This window comes from Aeribacillus sp. FSL K6-8394, from assembly GCF_038008865.1.
Lineage (GTDB): Bacteria > Bacillota > Bacilli > Bacillales > Aeribacillaceae > Aeribacillus > Aeribacillus composti.
In genome coordinates, this window is sequence record NZ_JBBPAA010000001.1 from 1,648,873 (window position 1) to 1,669,284 (window position 20,412).

Annotated in this window: 19 protein-coding genes and 1 other annotated feature; of the genes, 1 reads left to right on the forward strand and 18 read right to left on the reverse strand. The window is 40.2% G+C overall.

The genetic code is table 11. The annotated features are described in order from the left end of the window. Nucleotides 1-56: 56 nt before the first annotated feature. The 18 genes from NSR00_RS07815 to cymR form a co-directional block, all read right to left on the reverse strand. Nucleotides 57-725, reverse strand: coding sequence for a YrrS family protein (locus NSR00_RS07815; RefSeq protein WP_063388003.1), 669 nt, complete (start codon nucleotides 723-725; stop codon nucleotides 57-59). Nucleotides 726-778: 53 nt separating this feature from the next. After that, a complete protein-coding gene (locus tag NSR00_RS07820) occupies nucleotides 779-2,536 on the reverse strand; it encodes a peptidoglycan D,D-transpeptidase FtsI family protein (protein WP_144596741.1) in 1,758 nt (585 codons plus the stop codon). Nucleotides 2,537-2,605: 69 nt separating this feature from the next. Beyond that, nucleotides 2,606-3,082, reverse strand: coding sequence for a transcription elongation factor GreA (gene greA, locus NSR00_RS07825; RefSeq protein WP_063388001.1), 477 nt, complete (start codon nucleotides 3,080-3,082; stop codon nucleotides 2,606-2,608). Between the two features lie 195 nt (nucleotides 3,083-3,277). Continuing rightward, nucleotides 3,278-4,549 (reverse strand): peptidase U32 family protein, encoded by a 1,272-nt coding sequence (locus NSR00_RS07830; RefSeq protein ID WP_063388000.1) that lies wholly within the window; start codon nucleotides 4,547-4,549, stop codon nucleotides 3,278-3,280. A 24-nt stretch (nucleotides 4,550-4,573) separates the two neighbouring features. Continuing rightward, the gene (locus NSR00_RS07835; RefSeq protein ID WP_340787993.1) at nucleotides 4,574-5,503 is read right to left on the reverse strand and encodes a peptidase U32 family protein; all 930 of its coding nucleotides are present in this window, start codon (nucleotides 5,501-5,503) and stop codon (nucleotides 4,574-4,576) included. Continuing rightward, nucleotides 5,500-6,150 carry an O-methyltransferase gene (locus tag NSR00_RS07840; protein ID WP_340787995.1) on the reverse strand — a complete coding sequence of 217 codons (651 nt, stop codon included), beginning with the start codon at nucleotides 6,148-6,150 and terminating at the stop codon, nucleotides 5,500-5,502. The genes NSR00_RS07835 and NSR00_RS07840 overlap by 4 nt, the downstream gene beginning before the upstream one ends. Before the next feature lie 120 nt (nucleotides 6,151-6,270). Further along, nucleotides 6,271-7,401: an endolytic transglycosylase MltG gene (gene mltG / locus NSR00_RS07845; RefSeq protein ID WP_340787998.1), complete on the reverse strand. Its 1,131-nt coding sequence runs from the start codon at nucleotides 7,399-7,401 to the stop codon at nucleotides 6,271-6,273. A gap of 142 nt (nucleotides 7,402-7,543) precedes the next feature. Continuing rightward, entirely contained in the window at nucleotides 7,544-7,822 is a 279-nt protein-coding gene (locus NSR00_RS07850) for a DUF1292 domain-containing protein (RefSeq protein ID WP_063387996.1), read from the reverse strand. A 15-nt stretch (nucleotides 7,823-7,837) separates the two neighbouring features. Further along, nucleotides 7,838-8,254, reverse strand: coding sequence for a Holliday junction resolvase RuvX (gene ruvX, locus NSR00_RS07855; RefSeq protein WP_339196903.1), 417 nt, complete (start codon nucleotides 8,252-8,254; stop codon nucleotides 7,838-7,840). A gap of 1 nt (nucleotide 8,255) precedes the next feature. After that, nucleotides 8,256-8,522: an IreB family regulatory phosphoprotein gene (locus NSR00_RS07860; RefSeq protein ID WP_063387994.1), complete on the reverse strand. Its 267-nt coding sequence runs from the start codon at nucleotides 8,520-8,522 to the stop codon at nucleotides 8,256-8,258. Nucleotides 8,523-8,593: 71 nt separating this feature from the next. Further along, the gene (gene alaS / locus NSR00_RS07865; RefSeq protein ID WP_340788002.1) at nucleotides 8,594-11,230 is read right to left on the reverse strand and encodes an alanine--tRNA ligase; all 2,637 of its coding nucleotides are present in this window, start codon (nucleotides 11,228-11,230) and stop codon (nucleotides 8,594-8,596) included. A gap of 72 nt (nucleotides 11,231-11,302) precedes the next feature. Further along, nucleotides 11,303-11,509: a binding site (T-box leader), on the reverse strand. 49 nt (nucleotides 11,510-11,558) lie between these two features. Continuing rightward, the gene (locus tag NSR00_RS07870) at nucleotides 11,559-12,620 is read right to left on the reverse strand and encodes an AI-2E family transporter (protein WP_327848039.1); all 1,062 of its coding nucleotides are present in this window, start codon (nucleotides 12,618-12,620) and stop codon (nucleotides 11,559-11,561) included. Between the two features lie 72 nt (nucleotides 12,621-12,692). Further along, on the reverse strand, nucleotides 12,693-12,878 hold the full coding sequence (locus NSR00_RS07875) for a hypothetical protein (protein ID WP_094246265.1): 186 nt from the start codon (nucleotides 12,876-12,878) through the stop codon (nucleotides 12,693-12,695). A 199-nt stretch (nucleotides 12,879-13,077) separates the two neighbouring features. After that, on the reverse strand, nucleotides 13,078-15,453 hold the full coding sequence (gene recD2 / locus NSR00_RS07880; RefSeq protein WP_340788007.1) for an SF1B family DNA helicase RecD2: 2,376 nt from the start codon (nucleotides 15,451-15,453) through the stop codon (nucleotides 13,078-13,080). Nucleotides 15,454-15,474: 21 nt separating this feature from the next. Continuing rightward, nucleotides 15,475-16,128, reverse strand: coding sequence for a tetratricopeptide repeat protein (locus NSR00_RS07885; protein WP_340789190.1), 654 nt, complete (start codon nucleotides 16,126-16,128; stop codon nucleotides 15,475-15,477). Nucleotides 16,129-16,209: 81 nt separating this feature from the next. Next, on the reverse strand, nucleotides 16,210-17,325 hold the full coding sequence (mnmA, locus tag NSR00_RS07890; RefSeq protein ID WP_340788009.1) for a tRNA 2-thiouridine(34) synthase MnmA: 1,116 nt from the start codon (nucleotides 17,323-17,325) through the stop codon (nucleotides 16,210-16,212). A gap of 15 nt (nucleotides 17,326-17,340) precedes the next feature. After that, nucleotides 17,341-18,486: a cysteine desulfurase family protein gene (locus NSR00_RS07895; RefSeq protein WP_130158149.1), complete on the reverse strand. Its 1,146-nt coding sequence runs from the start codon at nucleotides 18,484-18,486 to the stop codon at nucleotides 17,341-17,343. A gap of 18 nt (nucleotides 18,487-18,504) precedes the next feature. Beyond that, nucleotides 18,505-18,924, reverse strand: coding sequence for a cysteine metabolism transcriptional regulator CymR (gene cymR, locus NSR00_RS07900; protein ID WP_063387987.1), 420 nt, complete (start codon nucleotides 18,922-18,924; stop codon nucleotides 18,505-18,507). A gap of 135 nt (nucleotides 18,925-19,059) precedes the next feature. Between cymR and NSR00_RS07905 the strand changes: the two genes are divergently transcribed. Beyond that, nucleotides 19,060-20,337, forward strand: a complete 1,278-nt coding sequence (locus NSR00_RS07905; protein WP_063387986.1) for a replication-associated recombination protein A — start codon at nucleotides 19,060-19,062, stop codon at nucleotides 20,335-20,337. Nucleotides 20,338-20,412 lie beyond the last annotated feature (75 nt).

The window sequence follows — 20,412 nt, forward strand, 5'->3', positions numbered from 1 at the left end:
CCTCAAGTGTTTGACAGTCAGCTTTTTACACATGAGGGTCTTTTTTGCTTTTCAGTCTATTTTAATACTTCAACTCTAGTCGGTTTCCAGCCCTCTCCGTCTATCCATGTAATGGATACTCTATATTTTTTTCCGTCTGCTTTGTTTTGAATCGTTCCTTTCGCATCATTCGGGCTTCCGTTATTGCCGATCCAAAGGGTCTGCATATTTTCAAGAGAAACACCTGTTGCATAGCTTAATGCTTTCTCCATTTCCTTCCAATCTACAGATGACTTTTTATAAGTCGTAACGTGCTCACCTGTCTGGACTGTTCCGATCGGTTTCCAATTTGGATTTTCAATGATTTGTTCAACATCGGAACCCGCTTCTCCTTCAGTTACTGTTGCACCTTCAAAAGGATCATCGCTCGATTCCTTTTCTTCATTTGCTGATTGTGTATTTTCGTCCTCTTCCTCCTTAATTTCATTACTTTCATTCTGTTCAGCTGCTTTTTCTTCTTCCCGCTGATCGTTAGATTGTTCAGCTGTCTCTTCTTCGATATTTTTAGATGAGCTTGATTGCTCTTTTTGTTGTTCACTGTTGGAATTCGCTTGTTCAGTACCGCCTCCCAAAAAAAGCTGAGAAGCAATAACGAGGATGAGTAAGGCGACAATTCCAATTAAAATATTTAAAATCAAATTCGTTTTTCGTTTTTTATCCCGAATTTCATAACGAGAACCCGCCATTCCCCGTCAACTCCTTTGTTTCTCCAATCTTTGAGTTATTATTTTAACATACTTTATTCTTCATTAACATTATAAATCTGTTCAACCATTTCGTAAAAAACATCATTTGTCTTTGCTCTACCGCTCGTTTTGTTCATATCAACAACAACTAAGGCATATTTCGGATGTTCCGCAGGAAAAAAACCGGCAAACCATTTATGATATAATTTTTTTCCATTGTCGTTCAATGTTCCCGTTTCGGCAGTGCCTGATTTGCCGGCTACTTTAACAGGCAAGCTTTGAAACGCTCTGCCGGTTCCATCAGGATGAGCGACTACTTGAAGCAGGAGATCCGTTAATTTTGATGATGTTGCAGGGGAAATTTTTTCTCCTTTCATCAAATGGTTCTTGAATGTATACATCGTTTCTCCGTTTTTATATAAAATTTTATCCACGACTTTCACTTCTCTTTTTTCTCCTCCGCGAGCAATTGTAGCCATCATATTCGCGACAGCTAGAGGAGTAACCTTTACATTTTTTTGTCCGATGGAGGTTTGTGCGATGGCCTTTGCTGACTTTTTGTCGCTGTCATCTCCCCAAATCGTTCCTCTTTGCTCCCTTGGAAATTGTTTAAATTGATCGTAATGGTATACTTTTCCCGACCAGCCTGAGAAGCTGAGAAGGCCAAGCTTTTCTGCGTATTCTTCAATTATATTGCTCTTTTTTTGTATTAATTCCTGACCGATCGTAGCAAACGCATAATTGCAGCTTTTCGCAAAGCTTTCTTCAAACGTAAGCGTTCCAGCCCGCTTTTCTTCCTCTTTTTCTGTTTGGCCGTAGACATTCCGGTCACAATTAAATGTTCTTTCCGGTTTGATCATGTTTGTGTCGATCGCTGCTGCAGCGATAACGGTTTTAAAAACAGAACCAGGAAACATTGCCGAAAGCATTTTATTTTCATATGTTTTTGGATCATTCCGGTCCAGATCCGGTTTGGAGGCCATTGCAACTACTTCGCTGTTTTCAATGTCTAACAGAACGAGGCCGCCTTCATTTATTTGATGTTTTGTTAAAATTTGTTCAGCTTTTTCTTGCAAATGTTTGTCAATCGTTGTTTGAACGGCAATTGGGTAAAATGGATTGGAATCGGCAATATATTTTACATTGACGCCGAAAAGAGGCCTGCCGAGACCATCAACATGATATAAAAGTCTTGACGCATCTTCCGGCTGCAAAAATTCATCAAACGCCTCCTCCAGTCCAGTCACGCCTACTTCAGGACTTAATGACGTGATCTCTTTGTCAGGGTATCTTTTTTTCCATTCTGTTTCATTTTCGCTTGTCATCCCAATAAGATGGGAAGCAATATTGTCTGATTGCTCTGTTTTCATAAAGATGCCGAATACTCCCGGAATTTTTAACTTATTGATGGCTTTTATATCCTGTTCATCAAGTTGAAATCCTTTTTCTTTATTCAACAAAATAGGTTCATTTTTCGTTCCTTTCAATAATTGTTCGATTTCATCCTTGCGAACAGAAATGGCTGCCGCCAATTGATCGATCGGCCATTGATAATTTTTCAGAAATGGAAATAAAACGAGCGTAGGCAAATATGTTTCGTTCAAAGGTTTATTTTCACGATCAATAAATCGACCCCGCCCATCATCTATAATTACTTCTTGTGTCCTCTGTTTGACGCTTTCTTTCATCAAATTGACATCTTGTTCTGAAAATGACTCGGTTTCAAGCAGTTGAATTTGCGCAAGTCTATATATGAGAACACCCATTAACAAAATGATGAAGACGCCTATATATTTTATTCGCTTATTCATAAAAAAACACCTCGTCTTATATTTTCGACGAGGTGCGCACATCTTAAACTATATTAAAGGCTATCAACATTAATCAACACGTACAATTTTGACTGTCATATCGCCGCCAGGCGTCTGAACTACAACTTCTTCCCCTACTTGACGGCCGAGCAGGCTTTTAGCCATCGGAGAATCATTGGAAATTTTCCCTTCGAAAGGATCTGCTTCTGCACTTCCGACAATTGTATAAGTTTCTTCTTCTCCATCAGGCAATTCAATAAACGTAACAGATTTTCCAAGTGAAACAGTTGTTTTATTTTCTGTGTCTTCTTCAATAATTTTCGCATTGCGAATCATATTTTCGAGCGTTGTAATTCGTCCTTCTACAAAAGCTTGCTCTTCTTTTGCTGAATCATATTCAGAGTTTTCTGATAGGTCGCCAAATGATCTTGCCACTTTTATTCGTTCTACAACTTCTTTTCGCTTTACCGTTTTTAAATACTCAAGTTCTTGTTCAAGTTTTTCTTTCCCAGCTTTCGTCATAGGAAATACCTTTTCTTCCGCCATAATAGTCCTCCTTTTCTTTATATCCCCCTAATGGTTCCTAAAAAATGAAAGAACTTTTCTGCCGTTCTTTCGACAGAAAAGAATCTTTTATAACATAGTTATAGAAGGAAATATTTATCTATGATATGTTATTACAAAATAATCGGCAGTTCAAGAAACGTTTTGCTTTTTTATAAAAAAATCCAGATTCTTCCCCTATCTTGTCTCTTTTCTCATCATATTATACGGATATAGCGGATGCTCGCACTTGAAGCGGATTATTTGCAAAGGATGTCTTGCTGCATCCAATTCATTTCCATCTTCATCCCAAATTTTATCGATGACAATGCGAAAATTGTCAATTTGCGGACCGAAAAATTCTACTTCGTCACCGGGTCTGAAATGGTTTCTTTGCTGCAATGTCACCATTTTCGTTTCTGGATTCCAGTCAAGCACAAGCCCGACAAAGTCGTATGCTGTTTTTTTGCTGTGAGTGCCAAATAATTGCTCTTGATAACCAGGCACTCCTTCAAAAAAGGCAGGAGCCGTTTCTCTGTTCGCGCATTTATCCAATTCTTCCAGCCATTCCTGTTTCATGACAAAATGATCGGGATCGGCGCAGTATGCATCAATGACTTTGCGATATACACTGACAACAGTTGCAACATAGTGAATGGATTTCATGCGGCCTTCAATTTTCAAGCTGTCGATCCCCATTTCAATCATTTTCGGAATCGACTCAACCAATTTTAAGTCTTTAGCGCTCATTGCAAATGGAGAGTCTTGCTCATCAAACATAGGCACTTCTTTGCCTTTATAATATTCATATAAATCATAATCCCACCGGCAGGACTGACAGCATCCTCCTCTGTTTGAATCTCGCGCTGTCATATGATTGCTTAATGTGCAGCGGCCTGAATAGGCAATGCACATCGCACCGTGAATAAACGTTTCGATTTCAATATCTACTTTTTCTTTTATTTCTCTAATTTCTTCAGCGCTCGTTTCCCGTGCTAGAACGACCCGCTCCAAACCTTCCTCCTTCCAAAATTGGACAGCTTTCCAATTCGAAAGGGATTGCTGAGTGCTTAAGTGGACTTCCAATTTTGGAGCTACCTTTCTGCACGTTTCAATAATGAGGGGATCTGCGACAATGACCCCTGACACTCCTGCGTCTTCGAGCGCTTTTAAATATTGATCGAGTCCAGGAATGTTTTCATTATGTGCATAAATGTTTGTCGTCACATATATTTTTGCCCCGTACTGATTAGCAAATTGAACTCCTTCTTTAATTTCCTCAATGGAGAAATTATCGGCATTGGAACGCAAGCCGTACTCTTGTCCGCCAATGAAGACGGCATCAGCACCGTACATGACGGCGATTTTTAATTTCTCCAAATTTCCGGCAGGTGCAAGAAGTTCAGGTTTTTTCGTTATGACCCTTTTGCCGTTGATAATTGTTGAAATTTTATCTTTCACAACCGGCATGCGAACTCCTCCTTTAACGTTTTTTTAATAAACGGTCTCTTTAAAGAAAAATCCTGTATCCAACGGGCGGTTTGGCGGCTGTATTTCCTCAATTTCAGCGTACAGCTTGTCTTTAACATTTTCATATTGCTCTCGATCCTCAGCGCATAAATCGATCGCCTTTCGATACTTTTTCGTCACTTCTACAATATATTCCGGAGTTTTCAGCACGCCATCTATTTTAAAAGAATCAATTCCTGCATCAACCAGTTCCTCCAGCTCGTCAATGATGCAAATATCATTCGGACTCATAATATGGGTTCCATTTTCATCCTCAAAAATTGGATATTTGTTATTTCTCTCTTTATCATGCAAAAACATATTTTTGCCGTATTTATCATTGTGAATTTCCATCGCTTTCCCACGATATTCAAAATAATTGCCGATAAGAGATCTTTTGGACTGAAACATGCACGTCATTCCGTGGACTTGGACTTCTATTTCCACTTCTGCATGCTCTTTCGTTTCAATGACAGCTTCCATGCTTAACTCCCGAGCTAGTACTGCACGCTTGGCGCCTTTCCTTCCCCAATAGTTGCATGCATACCAGTTGGTCGCGGTTGTTTCCGTATTCCAATGGAGCTTCATCTCCGGAGCAACTTCCCTAACAGTCATTAACACTGCTGGATCACCGAATACAATCGCATCTGCCTTCGCATTATGAACAAATTTTACATAATCTGCAAGCTCGTCTACTTTATCATTATGAAAAATTGCATTCATTGCAACGTATACTTTTTTTCCATATTGATGGGCAAGGTCAATCGCATCTAATACATCTTTTCGATGAAATTCCCCTGCAAGCCTTAAGCCATAACGCTGTTCGCCGATGATAAAAGCATCTGCGCCAGCTTTGCAAAGGCTCTCAATATTTTTGACATTTACAGGTGTGACGAGCAGTTCGGGTTTTTTCATTCCCCTTCACCCCTTTTTATACTGAAGGCTAATCCGTCGCCTATCGGAATAATAACGGTATCCCAATCGGACTGATTCATTAGCCATTCATTATATTCTTTAATTTTCTTCGCTAAAGATTTTAACCTTTTTGATTCTATCATTTCTTCAGCGACTAGTCCTTTAAAAAGAACATTATCCGAAAAAACGACCGCTCTTTTTGACAGCAAAGGTTCATATGCTTGAAAAAAACGTTTATATTGCCCTTTGCTCGCATCGATAAAGAGCGCATCAAACGGGCCGTCAAGCTTGACTTCCTGTACGATTTCTAGAGCATCACCGTGATAAATGGTAATTTGATTTTCAAGACCGCAAGCTCGAATATTTTGTTCCGCTAGTTCAAATCGATGAGGATCTATTTCAATCGTTACAATTTTTGTGTTCGGCAGCGCTTTTGCCATCCGAATCGCCGAATAGCCGATCGCCGCCCCAATTTCCAATATTTTGTTCGGCTGATGGAGCTTTAAAATATGAAGCATGACAGACAGCGCCCGCTCTTCCATAATCGGCACCTTCTGCTCTTTTGCATATGCTTCTAATTGAACTAATTTTTCATCTTTGTTAGTAGAAAAATTTGCTAAATATTCCTCGATTTTTTTGTTTGGCAAAATGGACACTCCTAAAAAACTCCCTTAATCAAAGAAGAGTTCTGTTCGAACTCTTCAAGTTTGTTTTTTTAGCTCGATATATTTTAACATAAAAGAAAAAGGAATGCGAATCGCAAACCTTTAATCCTTTTCCGTAATATGCTTAGCTTTTTCTTTGTTATGCTCATCCAGCGTCTTCGTAAATATAACTTCCCCTTCTTTCGTTGCGAGAAAATAAAAATAGTTTGTATCGGCAGGATTTGCTACAGCATCTAGTGACTGCTTGCCAGCATTGGCAATCGGCCCCGGCGGAAGTCCTTTATGTTTATATGTGTTATAGGGAGAATTGACTTCTAAATCTTTATAGTATACGCGCTCCTTATGCTTTCCTAATGAATATAAAACGGTTGGATCTGTCTGGAGAGGCATGTTCTTTTCTAAACGATTGTAAAAAACGCTGGCTATTTTTTCCCTGTCGGCTTTTTCCGTCGCTTCCTCCTCCACTAAAGACGCTAATGTTAAAAATTGATGAGTGGAAAGACTCAGCTCTTTCATTTTGTTTCTATAAGGAACAAGCATTTCATCTGTCTTTTTAATCATTGTTTCAATGATTTCCGACAACGGAGGAGATTCCTCATAAAACGAATAAGTAGCCGGATACAAATATCCTTCCAATGCATATTTTATACGTCTGTTGAAAATGTCATCTGTTATTGTATTAGGATACTTTTTTTGCATTTGTTTGATAAACTGTTGGTTTGTTAATTGGTTCATAATTTCTTTTTTTGAATAGGGAGTATGTTTGGCGATGATGTCAGCAATTTCTGATAGTTGCAATCCTTCCGGGATCGTCAATTTAATAGCTGCTTCTCCCATTAATTCGCCTTTTTTTAAGCGTTCAACGATTTCTTGAATCGTCATCGATTGATGAAATTGATAATTTCCTGCTTGAAACCCTGATTCATTTTTAAATTTCACGTAATATTTAAACACGATCGCACTTTTAATGATGTCATTTTTTTCTAAAATAGAAGCAATTTGCGATACGGAAGATCCAATCGGAATTTGTACCTTTACAGGTTCCTTATTATCCGGATCAACAGGCTTTAATGCAGATCGCACATATAAATACCCGCCGCCAATCACTCCAGCAAATAGAACAACAAAGGCAATCAGGACAGTTAACACAGTTTTTCGAACAATTTTCGCTATATGCAGTTTTTCTTGGAGTTTCTTATCCAAAAATTCCTTATTCGAATCCGAATCCGCCATCAATTCATCCTCCTTCCGTCCCGATTATTATACTACATACACGCATTTATTCGTCAAAAATCTCCATTTTTTTATAGGAAGAAATTGTTTTTTTCATTTGGATGTAAATCACCTCAACAAAAAAAGCACCGCAAAACGGTGCTTATTCCTCTTCTAAAAATGTATTTAAAACGGCCTCGATCATTTCCCATTCTTCATCGGTTTCCACAGGCTCCAGCTTTCCGCCCTCACCGTCTTCATTGGGAATGTAGCTTGCTGCATGAATTTCTATTCCATCTTCGTCTTCCTCATCATCGATGCCGATCGGATAATAAAGAACGTAAGATTTGTCAAATTCGTCCGAATTAAACGTAAACAAAATTTCGTATAGTTGTTCATTACCGTTTTCATCAATAACGGTAATATGTTTTTCACCTTCCACTTATTTCACCTCAATTTATTGTTGACTGTCCAAATAACTTTGCAAAATAATCACCGCAGCCATTTTATCAATGACTTGCCGTCTTTTTCGCCGGCTTACATCCGCCTCAATGAGAAATCTTTCGGCTTCCATCGTCGAAAGGCGCTCATCCCATAAAATGACCGGAAGCTGAAACTGCTCCTTCAAAAGCGTGGCAAAGCGCTCGCTTGCTTCTCCCCTTGGTCCAACGGTGCCGTTCATATTTTTCGGATACCCGACTACTATTTTTTCTACCTCGTATTTCTTTATCAGTTCAGCGAGTCTTTGAATCCCGAACTCGCCTTCATCTTCATTTATGCTGATCGTTTCCACACCTTGAGCAGTCCATCCCAGCTCATCGCTTACCGCAACTCCTAATGTTTTTGAACCTAAGTCTAACCCAATGATTCGCATTTTATTCCTCACGGTTGTTTTTCAAATAAAATTTTACAAGCTCTTCAATTAATTCATCTCGTTCAATTTTTCTAATCAGATTGCGTGCGCCGTTATGTCTAGGAATGTAAGCAGGATCTCCGGACAACAAATAGCCGACGATTTGATTGATCGGATTATAACCCTTCTCTTCCAGTGCATTGTATACGGCACTTAGAACTTCCTTGACATTTGTCTCAACAGGTTCTTCTGAAAAATTAAACTTCATCGTTTTATCGAAGGAACTCAATTTTTGCACCTCTTTCCTAGACTAAAAAGCGAATCTGCTTGTCTACATCCATTTTACACTATGACTGGAATTTATGAAACGAATTTCACCCAGTCTTCGACAAAACGAAGAGCTTCAGCTAACCGTTCAGGATTTTTTCCTCCCGCTTGAGCCATGTCAGGTCTTCCGCCGCCGCCGCCTCCACAGCGGCTTGCAATTTCCTTAATTAATTTTCCAGCATGGAACCCTTTGTCAACTAAGTCTTTTGTGATGCCGGCTGCTAAATTTACTTTTCCGTCTGATACCGTTGCTAGCACAACAATAGCCGAGCCGAGCTTTTGCTTCAGTTCATCGACCATGCCGCGCAATCTGTTCATATCTTTCACTTGAACTTTTTCCGCAAGAACTGTTACACCGTTGATCGTTACCGCTTTTTCAGCGATGTTCCCCGCTTCCAGATTGCTAAGCTTCATCGTAAGAGATTCGTTTTCCCGCTGTAGTTCTTTTATTTCTTGCTGCAGACTGTCAATTCTCTCCGGCAGATTTTTTACATTCGCTTTCAGTTTTGCCCCAATTTCCTTTAACAATAAATATTGTTCATTCATAAACCGGTACGCTTCTTTTCCTGTCACCGCTTCAATTCGGCGGGTTCCTGCACCAATTCCAGTTTCGGAAACAATCTTAAACAGTCCGATTTCCGCTGTATTTGTTACATGGCATCCGCCGCAAAGCTCAAGCGAATAATCGCCTACTTGAACAACGCGAACAATTTTTCCGTATTTTTCTCCAAATAAAGCCATCGCGCCCATCGCTTTCGCTTCGTCAAGAGGCATGTGCTCGATAGAGACTGGAATGCTTTCCCAAATTTTCTCATTTACAATTCGCTCAATTTCTTCCAGCTCTTCTGTTGAAACTTGTCCAAAATGTGAAAAGTCAAAACGGAGACGGTCGGAAGCAACAAGCGATCCAGCTTGGTTGACATGTACGCCCAGCACGTCCTTCAGCGCTTGGTGCAGCAAATGTGTCGCTGTATGATTTTTCACGATGGATTTTCTAGACTCTGCACAAACGGAAGCGTAAACTGCTGCTCCTTTTGTCAAAACGCCTTTTTCGATGACAGCCCGGTGCAAGTGTTGGCCGTTCGGCGCTTTTTGCACATCTTTTACGTTTAAGACCACATCATCATTTTTGATGATTCCTTTGTCAGCAATTTGACCTCCGCTTTCAGCATAAAAAGGCGTCTCGTCCAATATAATTTGGACCTCTTCCCCGCTCTCGGCTTGATCGACTAATTCCCCATCTTTTATGATCACAAGCACCCGTGCATTTGCTTCTAGGGTATTGTAGCCGACAAATTTGCTTTCCTCTTTTAATTCCACAAGAATTCCGCTTTGCACTTGCATCGAGTCGACATCCTGTCTGGCTTTTCTTGCACGTTCTTTTTGATGCTCCATTTCTCGTTCAAAGCCTTCATAATCCAGCTCCATGCCTTCATCTTGTGCGTATTCCTCCGTCAATTCCACTGGAAAACCGTATGTGTCGTAAAGCCGAAACACATCTTCGCCTGGAATTATTCGGCTACCCTGTCCTTTCTGCTTTTTGATTACATCCGCTAAAATGGCAAGCCCTTCATGGAGAGTCTCATGGAAACGCTCTTCCTCATTTTTAATTACCTTTTGAACAAAGGATACTTTTTCTTTTACTTCCGGATAGTAATCGTTCATAATTTCCGCTACAACCGGAACTAATTCATACATAAACGGGCGGTCTATGTTGATCGTTTTTGCATACCGAACCGCTCTGCGGATAAGACGGCGAAGTACATACCCTCTGCCTTCATTAGAAGGTAGCGCACCGTCTGCAACAGCAAATGTAACCGTGCGGATATGGTCGGCAATCACTTTAAAAGCGACATCTTTCTCTTTGTCGGTTCGATAAGCTTCCCCCGAAATCTTTTCGGTAGCTTGAATGATCGGTAAAAAGAGATCTGTGTCAAAGTTGGTCGGCGCATTTTGAATGACAGAAACCATTCGCTCTAAGCCCATGCCTGTATCAATATTCTTTTTTGGAAGCGGAGTGTAAGTTCCATCAGGATTATGATTAAATTGAGAAAAAACAAGATTCCAAACTTCCAAATAGCGTTCGTTTTCACCGCCGGGATAAAGTTCCGGATCATTTGGATCGTTTCCAAATTCTTCTCCACGATCATAAAATATTTCAGTATTTGGTCCGCTTGGCCCTTCACCAATATCCCAGAAATTCCCTTCCAAACGGATAATTCGTTCTTCCGGCAACCCGATTTTATTTTTCCAAATGTCATACGCCTCTTCATCTTCCGGATGAATAGTAACTGATAATCTATTTGGGTCGAAGCCAATCCATTTTTCGCTTGTTAAAAATTCCCATGCCCATTCAATCGCCTCTTCTTTAAAATAGTCGCCGATTGAGAAATTTCCGAGCATTTCGAAAAATGTATGATGGCGCGCTGTTTTTCCGACATTTTCAATATCGTTTGTTCGGATTGATTTTTGTGCGTTAGTAATTCTCGGATTTTCAGGAACAACCCTTCCGTCAAAATATTTTTTCAATGTTGCGACACCGCTGTTGATCCACAATAGTGACGGATCATCAACCGGAATTAAAGAAGCGCTCGGTTCAACCGAATGTCCTTTTTCCTTAAAAAAATCTAAAAACATTTGACGAACTTGTGCTGAAGTGAGCTTTTTCATGGCATTCCTCCTAAAATGTCTTCATTTTTCTCGCAAAATAAAAACTCTCGCCTATGTAAATGCTCTGATTTACACAGGGACGAGAGTTACTCGCGGTACCACCCTGATTATGAACCAATTGCTCATCACCTTCATTTGCCGTAACGTGGCATTTTCGTCAGGTTTTGCCTGCACTCAGAATTAGCGTTCTGTTGCCCTTCATCTAGAGCTTCTTTCAGCCTCGGAAGCCCCTCTCTTTTAAGATGGACTGCAACATACTCGATTCGTCATCGCTTTCATGCACTTATTCCATGTCTATCACGAATTATAGACAAGGAAAAATCGCTTGTCAATGCGCTTTCCTCAGACGGATGATATGCAGCAATATCTCTTTCAGAACAGTGATAAAAGGCACAGCTAAAATTAAACCGATCACTCCGCCGATTTCTCCGCCCGCCAAGAGCGCCATAATAATCACCATCGGATGCATATGCAGGCTTTTCCCAACGATGAAAGGGCCAAGAATATTACTTTCAATAAATTGCAGCCCAAAAATGATGAAAAGCACTACAATTATTTTGTTAATGGAGAGCGTCGCAGCGACCATCAAAGCAGGAACCGCCCCGATAAATGGACCGAAATAAGGAATAATATTGGTCATTCCGATAATCGTCCCTAAAATTAACGGATATTTAATTTTAAACAGCCAAAACAAAATCGAAGCCGCCAGCCCGATCAGAAAACAAACAAATAGTTGCCCCCGCAAATAACTTCCGAGCGACTCATCGACGTTTTCTAAAAAACGTCTCCCTTCACGTCTCCATTTCTTCGGGGTGAAGTACCAAATGGCCTTTTTCATTTTCTCATAATCTTTCAACATATAAAAAACGAGAAAGGGAATGACACCAATAATAACAGCATAATCAATAATTGACTTCATGCTTGAAAGCATCCGTTCAAGAAAGGCAGCGACGGATGTTTCCATTCCAGCAATAAAAGATTCAATTCGATGATGAATTTCTCCAGGTAAATTGGTTGTTCCGTCATGAATTTTATCCATCCAGCTTTGGTAATATTTTGTAAACATAGGGATATTTTCGGAAAGGTCTTTCATTTGTTCAACAAAAATTGGGACACCTTTATAAAAGCTAAAACCGACTCCTCCGAAAAAAATAAAATAGATGATGAGAATCGAACATGTTCTTGGAACACCTGAACGGTAAAGTTTTTCCACTACGGGATGAAGCAAGTAGGTAATGAAGCCGGAAAGCATAAAAGGAATTAAAACAGCTTTTAACATTTTGAAAATAGGAAACCAAATGACTTTTAGCTGAAGAACCATATATACAAACAATGATAAAATGAGAAAAAAAATGATTCGGAAAAGCCATTTCCGCTCTCGCTCATTCATCCCGCATCCCTCCTCTTATTATTTTGAGGAATGCTCACGAAAATATGCATGAAGGCGCCCATTTTAGGCGCCTCAAATCGCACGATCTTCTTCAGGAAACAAGTCATCTAAAGAACTTAGTGTTCCGTCTTCTTCTACTTGATGTGTGTGAATAATGCCTTTTGTAACGGTAAGCTCAATAAAACAATGCCAACAATAATACTGATTGACTCCGATTTTTCCAATATCTTTGCTTTTACAATTCGGACATGTTAACAAACAGGGACACCTTCTTTATTCATTTATTTAATTATTTATTAATCCGGTATATTCTCGCTATGCACACTACTATTTGTTACCATTTTCCAAAAAATTATACGTCTCTATAAAGCATGCTTTTTTATGCTTAAACAATTTGTCCCCTGTTTGTAGCATCATCTGTCAATCGTTATCGATCTTATGGAAAGGAACAAATTTATTATCCTTCGCCCTCTTCCATAAAATCATATGGAGTGATGTTCTCCATCCCAATATTGGCATCTTCTAGTGGAAAAGGAAGCTCCTCTTTCAGCTCGGCAAGTTCAGATGTTTTCAGCCTCTCTTTTAAGGTTGTCTGCCTCATCGACTCCTGATTGTTGTATACTCCCATTTTTAACGCTTCCCATTCTCCGCACATAATTAAAAATTGCTTGCTCCTTGTAACCGCTGTATAAATCAAATTTCTTCTCAACATCCGAAAGTAGCCTTTTACTACCGGCAAAATGACAATCGGAAATTCGCTTCCCTGCGCTTTATGGATGGAGCAGCAGTAAGCATGAGTAAACTGATTAAAATCTTGCTTCGTATAGGTTACTTCGATACCGTCGTAAGAAATAACCACCATATCTTCTTTTTCGACATTTTCTTTTGCGTAAAAAATAGAAACAATCTCCCCAATATCGCCATTAAACACGTTTTGATCAGGCTGATTGACGAGCTGCAGCACTTTGTCCCCAATTCGGTAAATAACGTTGCCATGCTTGATCTCTCTTTTTTCTTTTGAAGGGGGGTTTAACATTTCCTGAAGCATTTCATTCAACTGATCAATGCCGGCAATCCCTCTGTACATCGGTGCCAACACCTGTATATCCTTCGCAGAATATCCTTTTTTCAAAGCGTTCTCAATTACTCTCGTTATAACTTCTTTTATTTGTGATGTTGTACAAGGAATAAACGATCTGTCTTGTGTCGTTTGCAAAAGGTTCGCTGGAAGAGTTCCTTGGCGGATTGAATGGGCCAAATCAATAATTGTAGATCCTTCTGCCTGTCTATAAATATCTGTCAGCGTAACAACCGGGATTCGTCCGGATTGAATCAAATCGCGAAGCACTTGGCCGGGTCCAACGGACGGAAGCTGGTGTTCGTCTCCGACAAGAACAATTTGTATGTCCGAAGGAAGCGATTTAAACAATTGATGCATGAGCCAAATATCAACCATTGATACTTCATCAACAATCAGAAGCTTTCCAGAAATCGGATGATCCTCATTGTGTTCAAATCCTTCTGAACCATTCCATCCTAAAAGGCGGTGGATTGTGACGGCAGGAAGACCGGTTGCTTCTGCCATTCTTTTTGCAGCTCGTCCGGTAGGTGCCACCAGTACAATGGGAAACGGCTCTTCCTTCTTTTGATATTCTTTTGGGTTCAATGAAAGGCCGTGGAGGTTCGCATAAATTTCAACGATGCCTTTGATAACGGTTGTTTTTCCCGTTCCAGGCCCGCCGGTCAGCAAAAGAATCGGCGAATGAATAGCCCGCTGAATGGCTTCTTTTTGAGAGGGGGCATACTGAACATTCATTTTTTCTTCCAGTTTTCCTAACTCCAGCAAAAATTCTGATTCAGGAAACATATCTTGAAATTGGGTTTGGGTTAAAATTTCTTCAATATTATTGGCAAGTCCCACTTCAGCATAGTAAAGAGAGGGTAAATAAATTCGATCTTCCTCGACGATAATTTTTCGATCTTCTTCCAATTCAAGAATGATTCTTTCAATATCCTGATCAGATATGTCTTCTCCATTTTGGGTGAGCAATTTTTTCGCTTTTTCCATCAGCTGAACTTTTGTAACATATACATGTCCTTCTTTTACAGCATCTTGTTCAATAGTGAACAAACAAGCCGCCTTCAGCCGGTCGGGATGATTGCCGGAGATCCCAAGCTCTCTCCCAATTTCATCCGCTCGAATAAAGCCGATCCCTTCAATATCTTCCACCAATTGATATGGGTTTTTTTGAATGATTTTAAGCGTATCCTCCCGATACAGCTGATAAATTTTCATCCCAAGTGCAGGCCCAATGCCAAGCTGATTTAATCCGATTAAAACCCCTTCTAAACCTTGATGTTCCTTCAGTGTTTCAGCCAGTATTTTGGCTTTTTCCTTTGAAAGCTTCTTCACTCTTTTTAATGAATCGGGATCCTCCAAAATAATCGAAATCGCATGTTCCCCCAGTTCATTCACGATCGCTTCCGCTGTTTTTTTGCCGATTCCTTTAAAAAGCCCGCTTGATAAATATTGAATAACTCCTTCTTTCGTAGTTGGAAGCTCCTTTTGAAAACGCTCAGCTTGAAATTGTACGCCGAATTTTGGATGGTATTTTTTTGCGCCAAAAAACGTATAGCTGTCATGTAATTGGAGAAGAGGAAAAAAACCCGTCACGGTCACTTGATCTTGCTCAAACTGTTCATTCGTCTCTTCAATTTTCACTTTAATAACAGTATAAAAATTTTGCTCATTCTGGAACACAATATGTTTAATGACTCCGCGAACAAAAGGAGTACTTTCCTCATGAAACAAACTCTCCTGTTGACCGCCCATCCTCTTTCCTCCTAATTTCGTTTAAATCATTTCTTCTAACAGCCTTTTCCCGTTGCCCGCAAGCAAATGATCCGGTTGAATGGAAAGCGCCATATCAAACATTTTTAAAGCTTCTTCTCTATTTTCTTCAAATGCGTACGCAACACCTAAATTATAATAAGCATCTGCGTGATGTTGATCGAGGTCGATCGTTTTTTCAAACTCTTTTTTTGCTTCTTGAATGTGGCCTGCTTGTGCTAAACATAAACCATATTGAAAGTGAGCGCTGGCGTCTTGTTCATCCATCTCAACCGCCCGCAAAAAATATGGAAGTGCAAGACGGGGCTGTTCAAGCTGGTAAAGAGACATTCCAAGCATAAAATAGACATCTTTATGAGCAAGCCCATACTTTTCCGCCTGATCAAAAAATGTTTTCGCTTTGTGATAATCTCCCGCATTATAATGAACGGTTCCAATGCCGTAATACGCAGTAGCCGTCCCTTTATCAATCTCAATCGCCTTTTCATAAAATTTCAATGCTCTTTCTGCATCACCTGAAGAGGCAAGCAAATTCCCAAAATTTACGTATAACACAGGGTCGTTTGGATTTTCTTCCAATGCTTCTGCAAAATATTTCGCTGCTTCTTCCCATTTCCCTTCTTTTATTGCTTCTAAAGCCAGTTGATTTTTATGCATCCATTTCATCCTTTCACATCCAAAGGCAAAGAGGCTGCGCCAAGTTAACAAATCTCATTCCGATCGGTACAGCTTATCTCTTTAACCGACATACCACAGTTTTTCGCCGTTGCGAAATACTTTATCGATAATGCCGCCTCCCAGACATTCCTCTCCATTATAAAAAACGACAGCTTGTCCTGGTGTAACGGCACGGACCGGCTGTTCAAACGAAATTTGTGCAGTTTGATCACCGATCATTTTCACTTTTACCGGCTGATCAGGCTGGCGGTAGCGAAATTTTGCGGTGCAAACAAGCTCATCTGTTGGTTTTTCACCGGTTATCCAGTTTACATTTGTTGCGATAATGGAGTCTGAATATAAATGTTCATTATGAAATCCTTGTTCAACATATAAAATATTATTTTTCAAATTTTTTCCAACCACAAACCAAGGATCGCCATTTCCTCCTATTCCGAGTCCATGACGTTGACCGATCGTATAATACATAAGCCCGTCATGCTTCCCTTTTACCTCACCAGACAACGTCTCCATTTTGCCGGGTTGAGCAGGTAAATACTGGCTTAAAAATTCTTTAAAGTTCCGCTCGCCAATAAAGCAGATGCCTGTTGAATCTTTTTTCTTTGCTGTTGCCAAGTTTGCTTTTTCCGCAATTTCTCTAACTTCTTTTTTTTCAAGATGCCCGATGGGGAACATGACCTTTGACAGCTGCTTCTGATTCAGCTGATTCAAAAAATACGTTTGATCTTTGTTTGGATCCTTTCCTCTGAGCAATTTGTACACACCATCGCGGTATTTTACCCGTGCATAATGGCCTGTTGCGATATAGTCCGCGCCTAAGTCAGCTGCATGCTCCAAAAAAGCTTTAAATTTAATTTCTTTATTGCACATGACATCGGGATTTGGCGTTCTTCCAGCTTTATATTCCTCTAAAAAGTAAGTGAACACTTTATCCCAATACTCTTTTTCGAAATTCACTGCATAATAAGGAATCCCAAGCTGATTGCATACACGGATTACATCATCATAATCTTGCGTTGCCGTACATACGCCGTTTTCATCCGTATCATCCCAATTTTTCATAAAGACCCCGATGACTTCGTACCCTTGTTCTTTTAGGAGCAAAGCAGTTACAGATGAATCTACTCCGCCAGACATCCCGACTACGACTCTTGTTTCATGCGGCGCCTTTTCCATCTCTCTCACCTCTTTCTATTTTGACGTTAACCTTTTAACAATCTCGGCTGTTTTTTTGGCAGCCGATTCAATTTGTGCCTCCGTATTTCCTAAGCCGAAGCTGAATCGAACCGATGAAGTTATTTCTTTTGAATTTTTGCCAAACATTGAAACGAGCACATGCGACGGTTCAACTGATCCTGCTGTACAAGCTGATCCGCTTGATGCCGCAATTCCCGCCAAATCGAGGTTGACAAGAAGCGATTCAACATTTGTTCCCGGAAAGAAAACGTTTAATATATGAGGCAAGCTGTTGTCAATCGAGCCGTTCACAGCGAAGGAAATGCCCTCTTGTTCAAACACATCGATCATGATTTGTTTAAAATGCACATATTGCTCTGTTTTTTCCTTTCTTGTTTGTTCTGCAATTTTTGCGCTTTCTGCAAACCCGATAATCGCTGGAACATTTTCCGTTCCGGCTCTTCTCTTCAATTCCTGCTCACCGCCATGCATGCGCGGAGTGAATTTCACCCCAGCTTTTGCATATAAAAAACCGATCCCTTTCGGCCCATTTATTTTATGACCGGAAACCGACAGCAGATCGACATTCAGCTCGCGAACATCAATTGGAACGAGTCCGTATGCTTGAACTGCATCGGTATGAAAATACGCTTGATGGTTTTGTAATAAGCTTCCTATTTCTGAAATAGGCTGTAAGGCACCTACTTCATTATTTCCATACATGACTGTGACAAGAATCGTTTCATCTTTTAAAGCTTTTTTAAGATCATCGACAGAAATAACTCCCGATTGATTGACAGGCAAATACGTAACGTGAAATCCGTTTTTTTCTAGATAGCGGCAAGATTGGAGGACAGCCGGATGCTCAATTTCTGTTGTGATAATATGGTTTCCTTTTTCTTTATTAGCAAGCGCTGTTCCAATCACCGCTAAATTATCTGCTTCTGTTCCTCCGCTTGTAAATATGATTTCTTTTGGATCGGCATGAATACTTTTGGCAAGGAGCTCTCGAGCCTCATCCACTTCTCGTCTGCTTTCTCTGCCAAAAGAATGGATGCTAGACGGATTGCCGAAATAATCCTTCATAAAGGTTGTCATTTTATCCAAAACTGCGGGATGGACTGGCGATGTTGCCGCATGATCCAAATATATCCGTTCCAAAGTTAATTCCTCCCGACTTTAAATGTAAAACATGTAAGCGTCCTGCTCATTATCTCCTGTATGGCTTGCTAAATCATCAAGTGTCGTGTTGTCAAGAACGTCCTTCACCGCATCGCGGATTTTTAACCATAGATGCCTTTGAGCAGGCGGTTCATCTTCAATTCCTTCAACAGGGGTGATCGGTCCTTCCAACACACGGATAACGTCACCAGCCGTTATTTTGGACGGATCGTTCGCTAAAATATATCCGCCATAAGCTCCGCGAATGCTTTTGACAAGTCCGGCATTGCGGAGAGGAGCAATTAATTGTTCCAAATAATGCTCTGATAAATCATGAGATTGTGCAATACTTTTCAAAGATGTCGGTCCTTCTCCGTACTTTCGCGCCAATTCAATCATAATCGTTAAACCATAGCGTCCTTTCGTTGAAATTCTCACGTTTCTACACTCCTATTTTTTAGTTTTTTTCAAGATTTTCACCATCTTGGTTCTACTTTAAACTTTAGACATTATAGCATATTATTTTATTAGTGGGTAAATGAGATGATATGATTTTTATTTGGGAGCGATAAAATGGAACCTTTAGCGTATAGAATGCGTCCAACCAAAATAGAAGATATTATTGGACAAGAACATTTAGTTGGAAAAGGAAAGATTATTGAACGAATGGTGCGAGCTAAATATTTAAGCTCGATGATTTTATACGGACCTCCTGGAATCGGAAAAACATCTATTGCAACAGCAATAGCAGGCAGCACTAACACGCCTTTTCGAAAGCTGAATGCGGTTGTCCACAATAAAAAAGATATGGAAATTGTTGTAGAAGAAGCAAAAATGTCAGGGCAAATCATTCTCATTTTAGATGAAGTGCACAGACTTGATAAAGGGAAACAAGATTTTTTGCTTCCATATTTAGAAAACGGCATGATTATTTTAATCGGTGCAACGACAAGCAATCCGTATCATGCCATTAACCCGGCGATTCGGAGCCGCTGTCAAATTTTCGAATTGCACCCTCTTTCTCCAGATGACATTATGATTGCCCTGAAAAGAGCTCTTACAGACCCAAGAGGACTGAGCGACTTTCCTGTTCAAATCAGCGACGAAGCTCTAAGACATTTTGCCGAAAGCTCCGGCGGAGATGTGCGTGCGGCGTTAAATGGATTAGAACTCGCCGTTTTATCAACAAAGGAAGATGAGAATGGGAACATTTGCATTACGGTTGAAATTGCTGAAGAGTGCATGCAAAAAAAGAGCTTTTCCCACGATAAAGACGGAGATCATCATTACGATGTTTTATCTGCTTTTCAAAAGTCTATTCGCGGGTCCGATGTAAACGCAGCGCTTCACTATTTGGCCAGATTAATTGAGGCAGGGGATCTTTCTTCGATTGCAAGGCGTTTAACGGTCATCGCCTATGAAGATATTGGTCTTGCAAATCCGCAAGCGGGACCTAGAACTCTTTCGGCTATAGAAGCAGCTGAGCGCATCGGTTTTCCCGAAGCACGCATCCCTTTGGCCAATGCGGTGATTGAACTATGTTTATCCCCTAAATCAAACTCTGCTTATAAAGCGATTGATGCAGCTTTAGCCGACATTCGCTCAGGAGTGACAGGCGAGGTCCCTTCCCACTTGCGGGATGCTCATTATAAAGGAGCAAAGCAGCTTGGAAGAGGAGTGAACTATTTATATCCGCACGATTATGAATCAGGCTGGGTAAACCAGCAATATTTGCCTGACCCCATCAAGCATAAAAAATATTACAAGCCAAAAAGAACGGGCAAATTCGAGCAGGCTTTAGCGCAAATATATGAAAATATCGAGAAAAAGAAAAAAGAAAAGGACGAATAGGAAGCTTCGGTCATGTCCGCGTCATCTTGAAAAAATAAATAGGATTGTCCAAAATGTCAAAACCTCATGGAAAAC

Coding starts and splice junctions, on each gene's coding strand:
- NSR00_RS07815 (WP_063388003.1), bottom strand. CDS start 725: ATGGCGGGTTCTCGTTATGAAATTCGGGATAAAAAACGAAAAACGAAT.
- NSR00_RS07820 (WP_144596741.1), bottom strand. CDS start 2,536: ATGAATAAGCGAATAAAATATATAGGCGTCTTCATCATTTTGTTAATG.
- greA (WP_063388001.1), bottom strand. CDS start 3,082: ATGGCGGAAGAAAAGGTATTTCCTATGACGAAAGCTGGGAAAGAAAAA.
- NSR00_RS07830 (WP_063388000.1), bottom strand. CDS start 4,549: ATGCCGGTTGTGAAAGATAAAATTTCAACAATTATCAACGGCAAAAGG.
- NSR00_RS07835 (WP_340787993.1), bottom strand. CDS start 5,503: ATGAAAAAACCCGAACTGCTCGTCACACCTGTAAATGTCAAAAATATT.
- mltG (WP_340787998.1), bottom strand. CDS start 7,401: ATGGCGGATTCGGATTCGAATAAGGAATTTTTGGATAAGAAACTCCAA.
- ruvX (WP_339196903.1), bottom strand. CDS start 8,254: ATGCGAATCATTGGGTTAGACTTAGGTTCAAAAACATTAGGAGTTGCG.
- alaS (WP_340788002.1), bottom strand. CDS start 11,230: ATGAAAAAGCTCACTTCAGCACAAGTTCGTCAAATGTTTTTAGATTTT.
- NSR00_RS07870 (WP_327848039.1), bottom strand. CDS start 12,620: ATGAATGAGCGAGAGCGGAAATGGCTTTTCCGAATCATTTTTTTTCTC.
- recD2 (WP_340788007.1), bottom strand. CDS start 15,453: ATGGGCGGTCAACAGGAGAGTTTGTTTCATGAGGAAAGTACTCCTTTT.
- NSR00_RS07885 (WP_340789190.1), bottom strand. CDS start 16,128: ATGCATAAAAATCAACTGGCTTTAGAAGCAATAAAAGAAGGGAAATGG.
- mnmA (WP_340788009.1), bottom strand. CDS start 17,325: ATGGAAAAGGCGCCGCATGAAACAAGAGTCGTAGTCGGGATGTCTGGC.
- NSR00_RS07905 (WP_063387986.1), top strand. CDS start 19,060: ATGGAACCTTTAGCGTATAGAATGCGTCCAACCAAAATAGAAGATATT.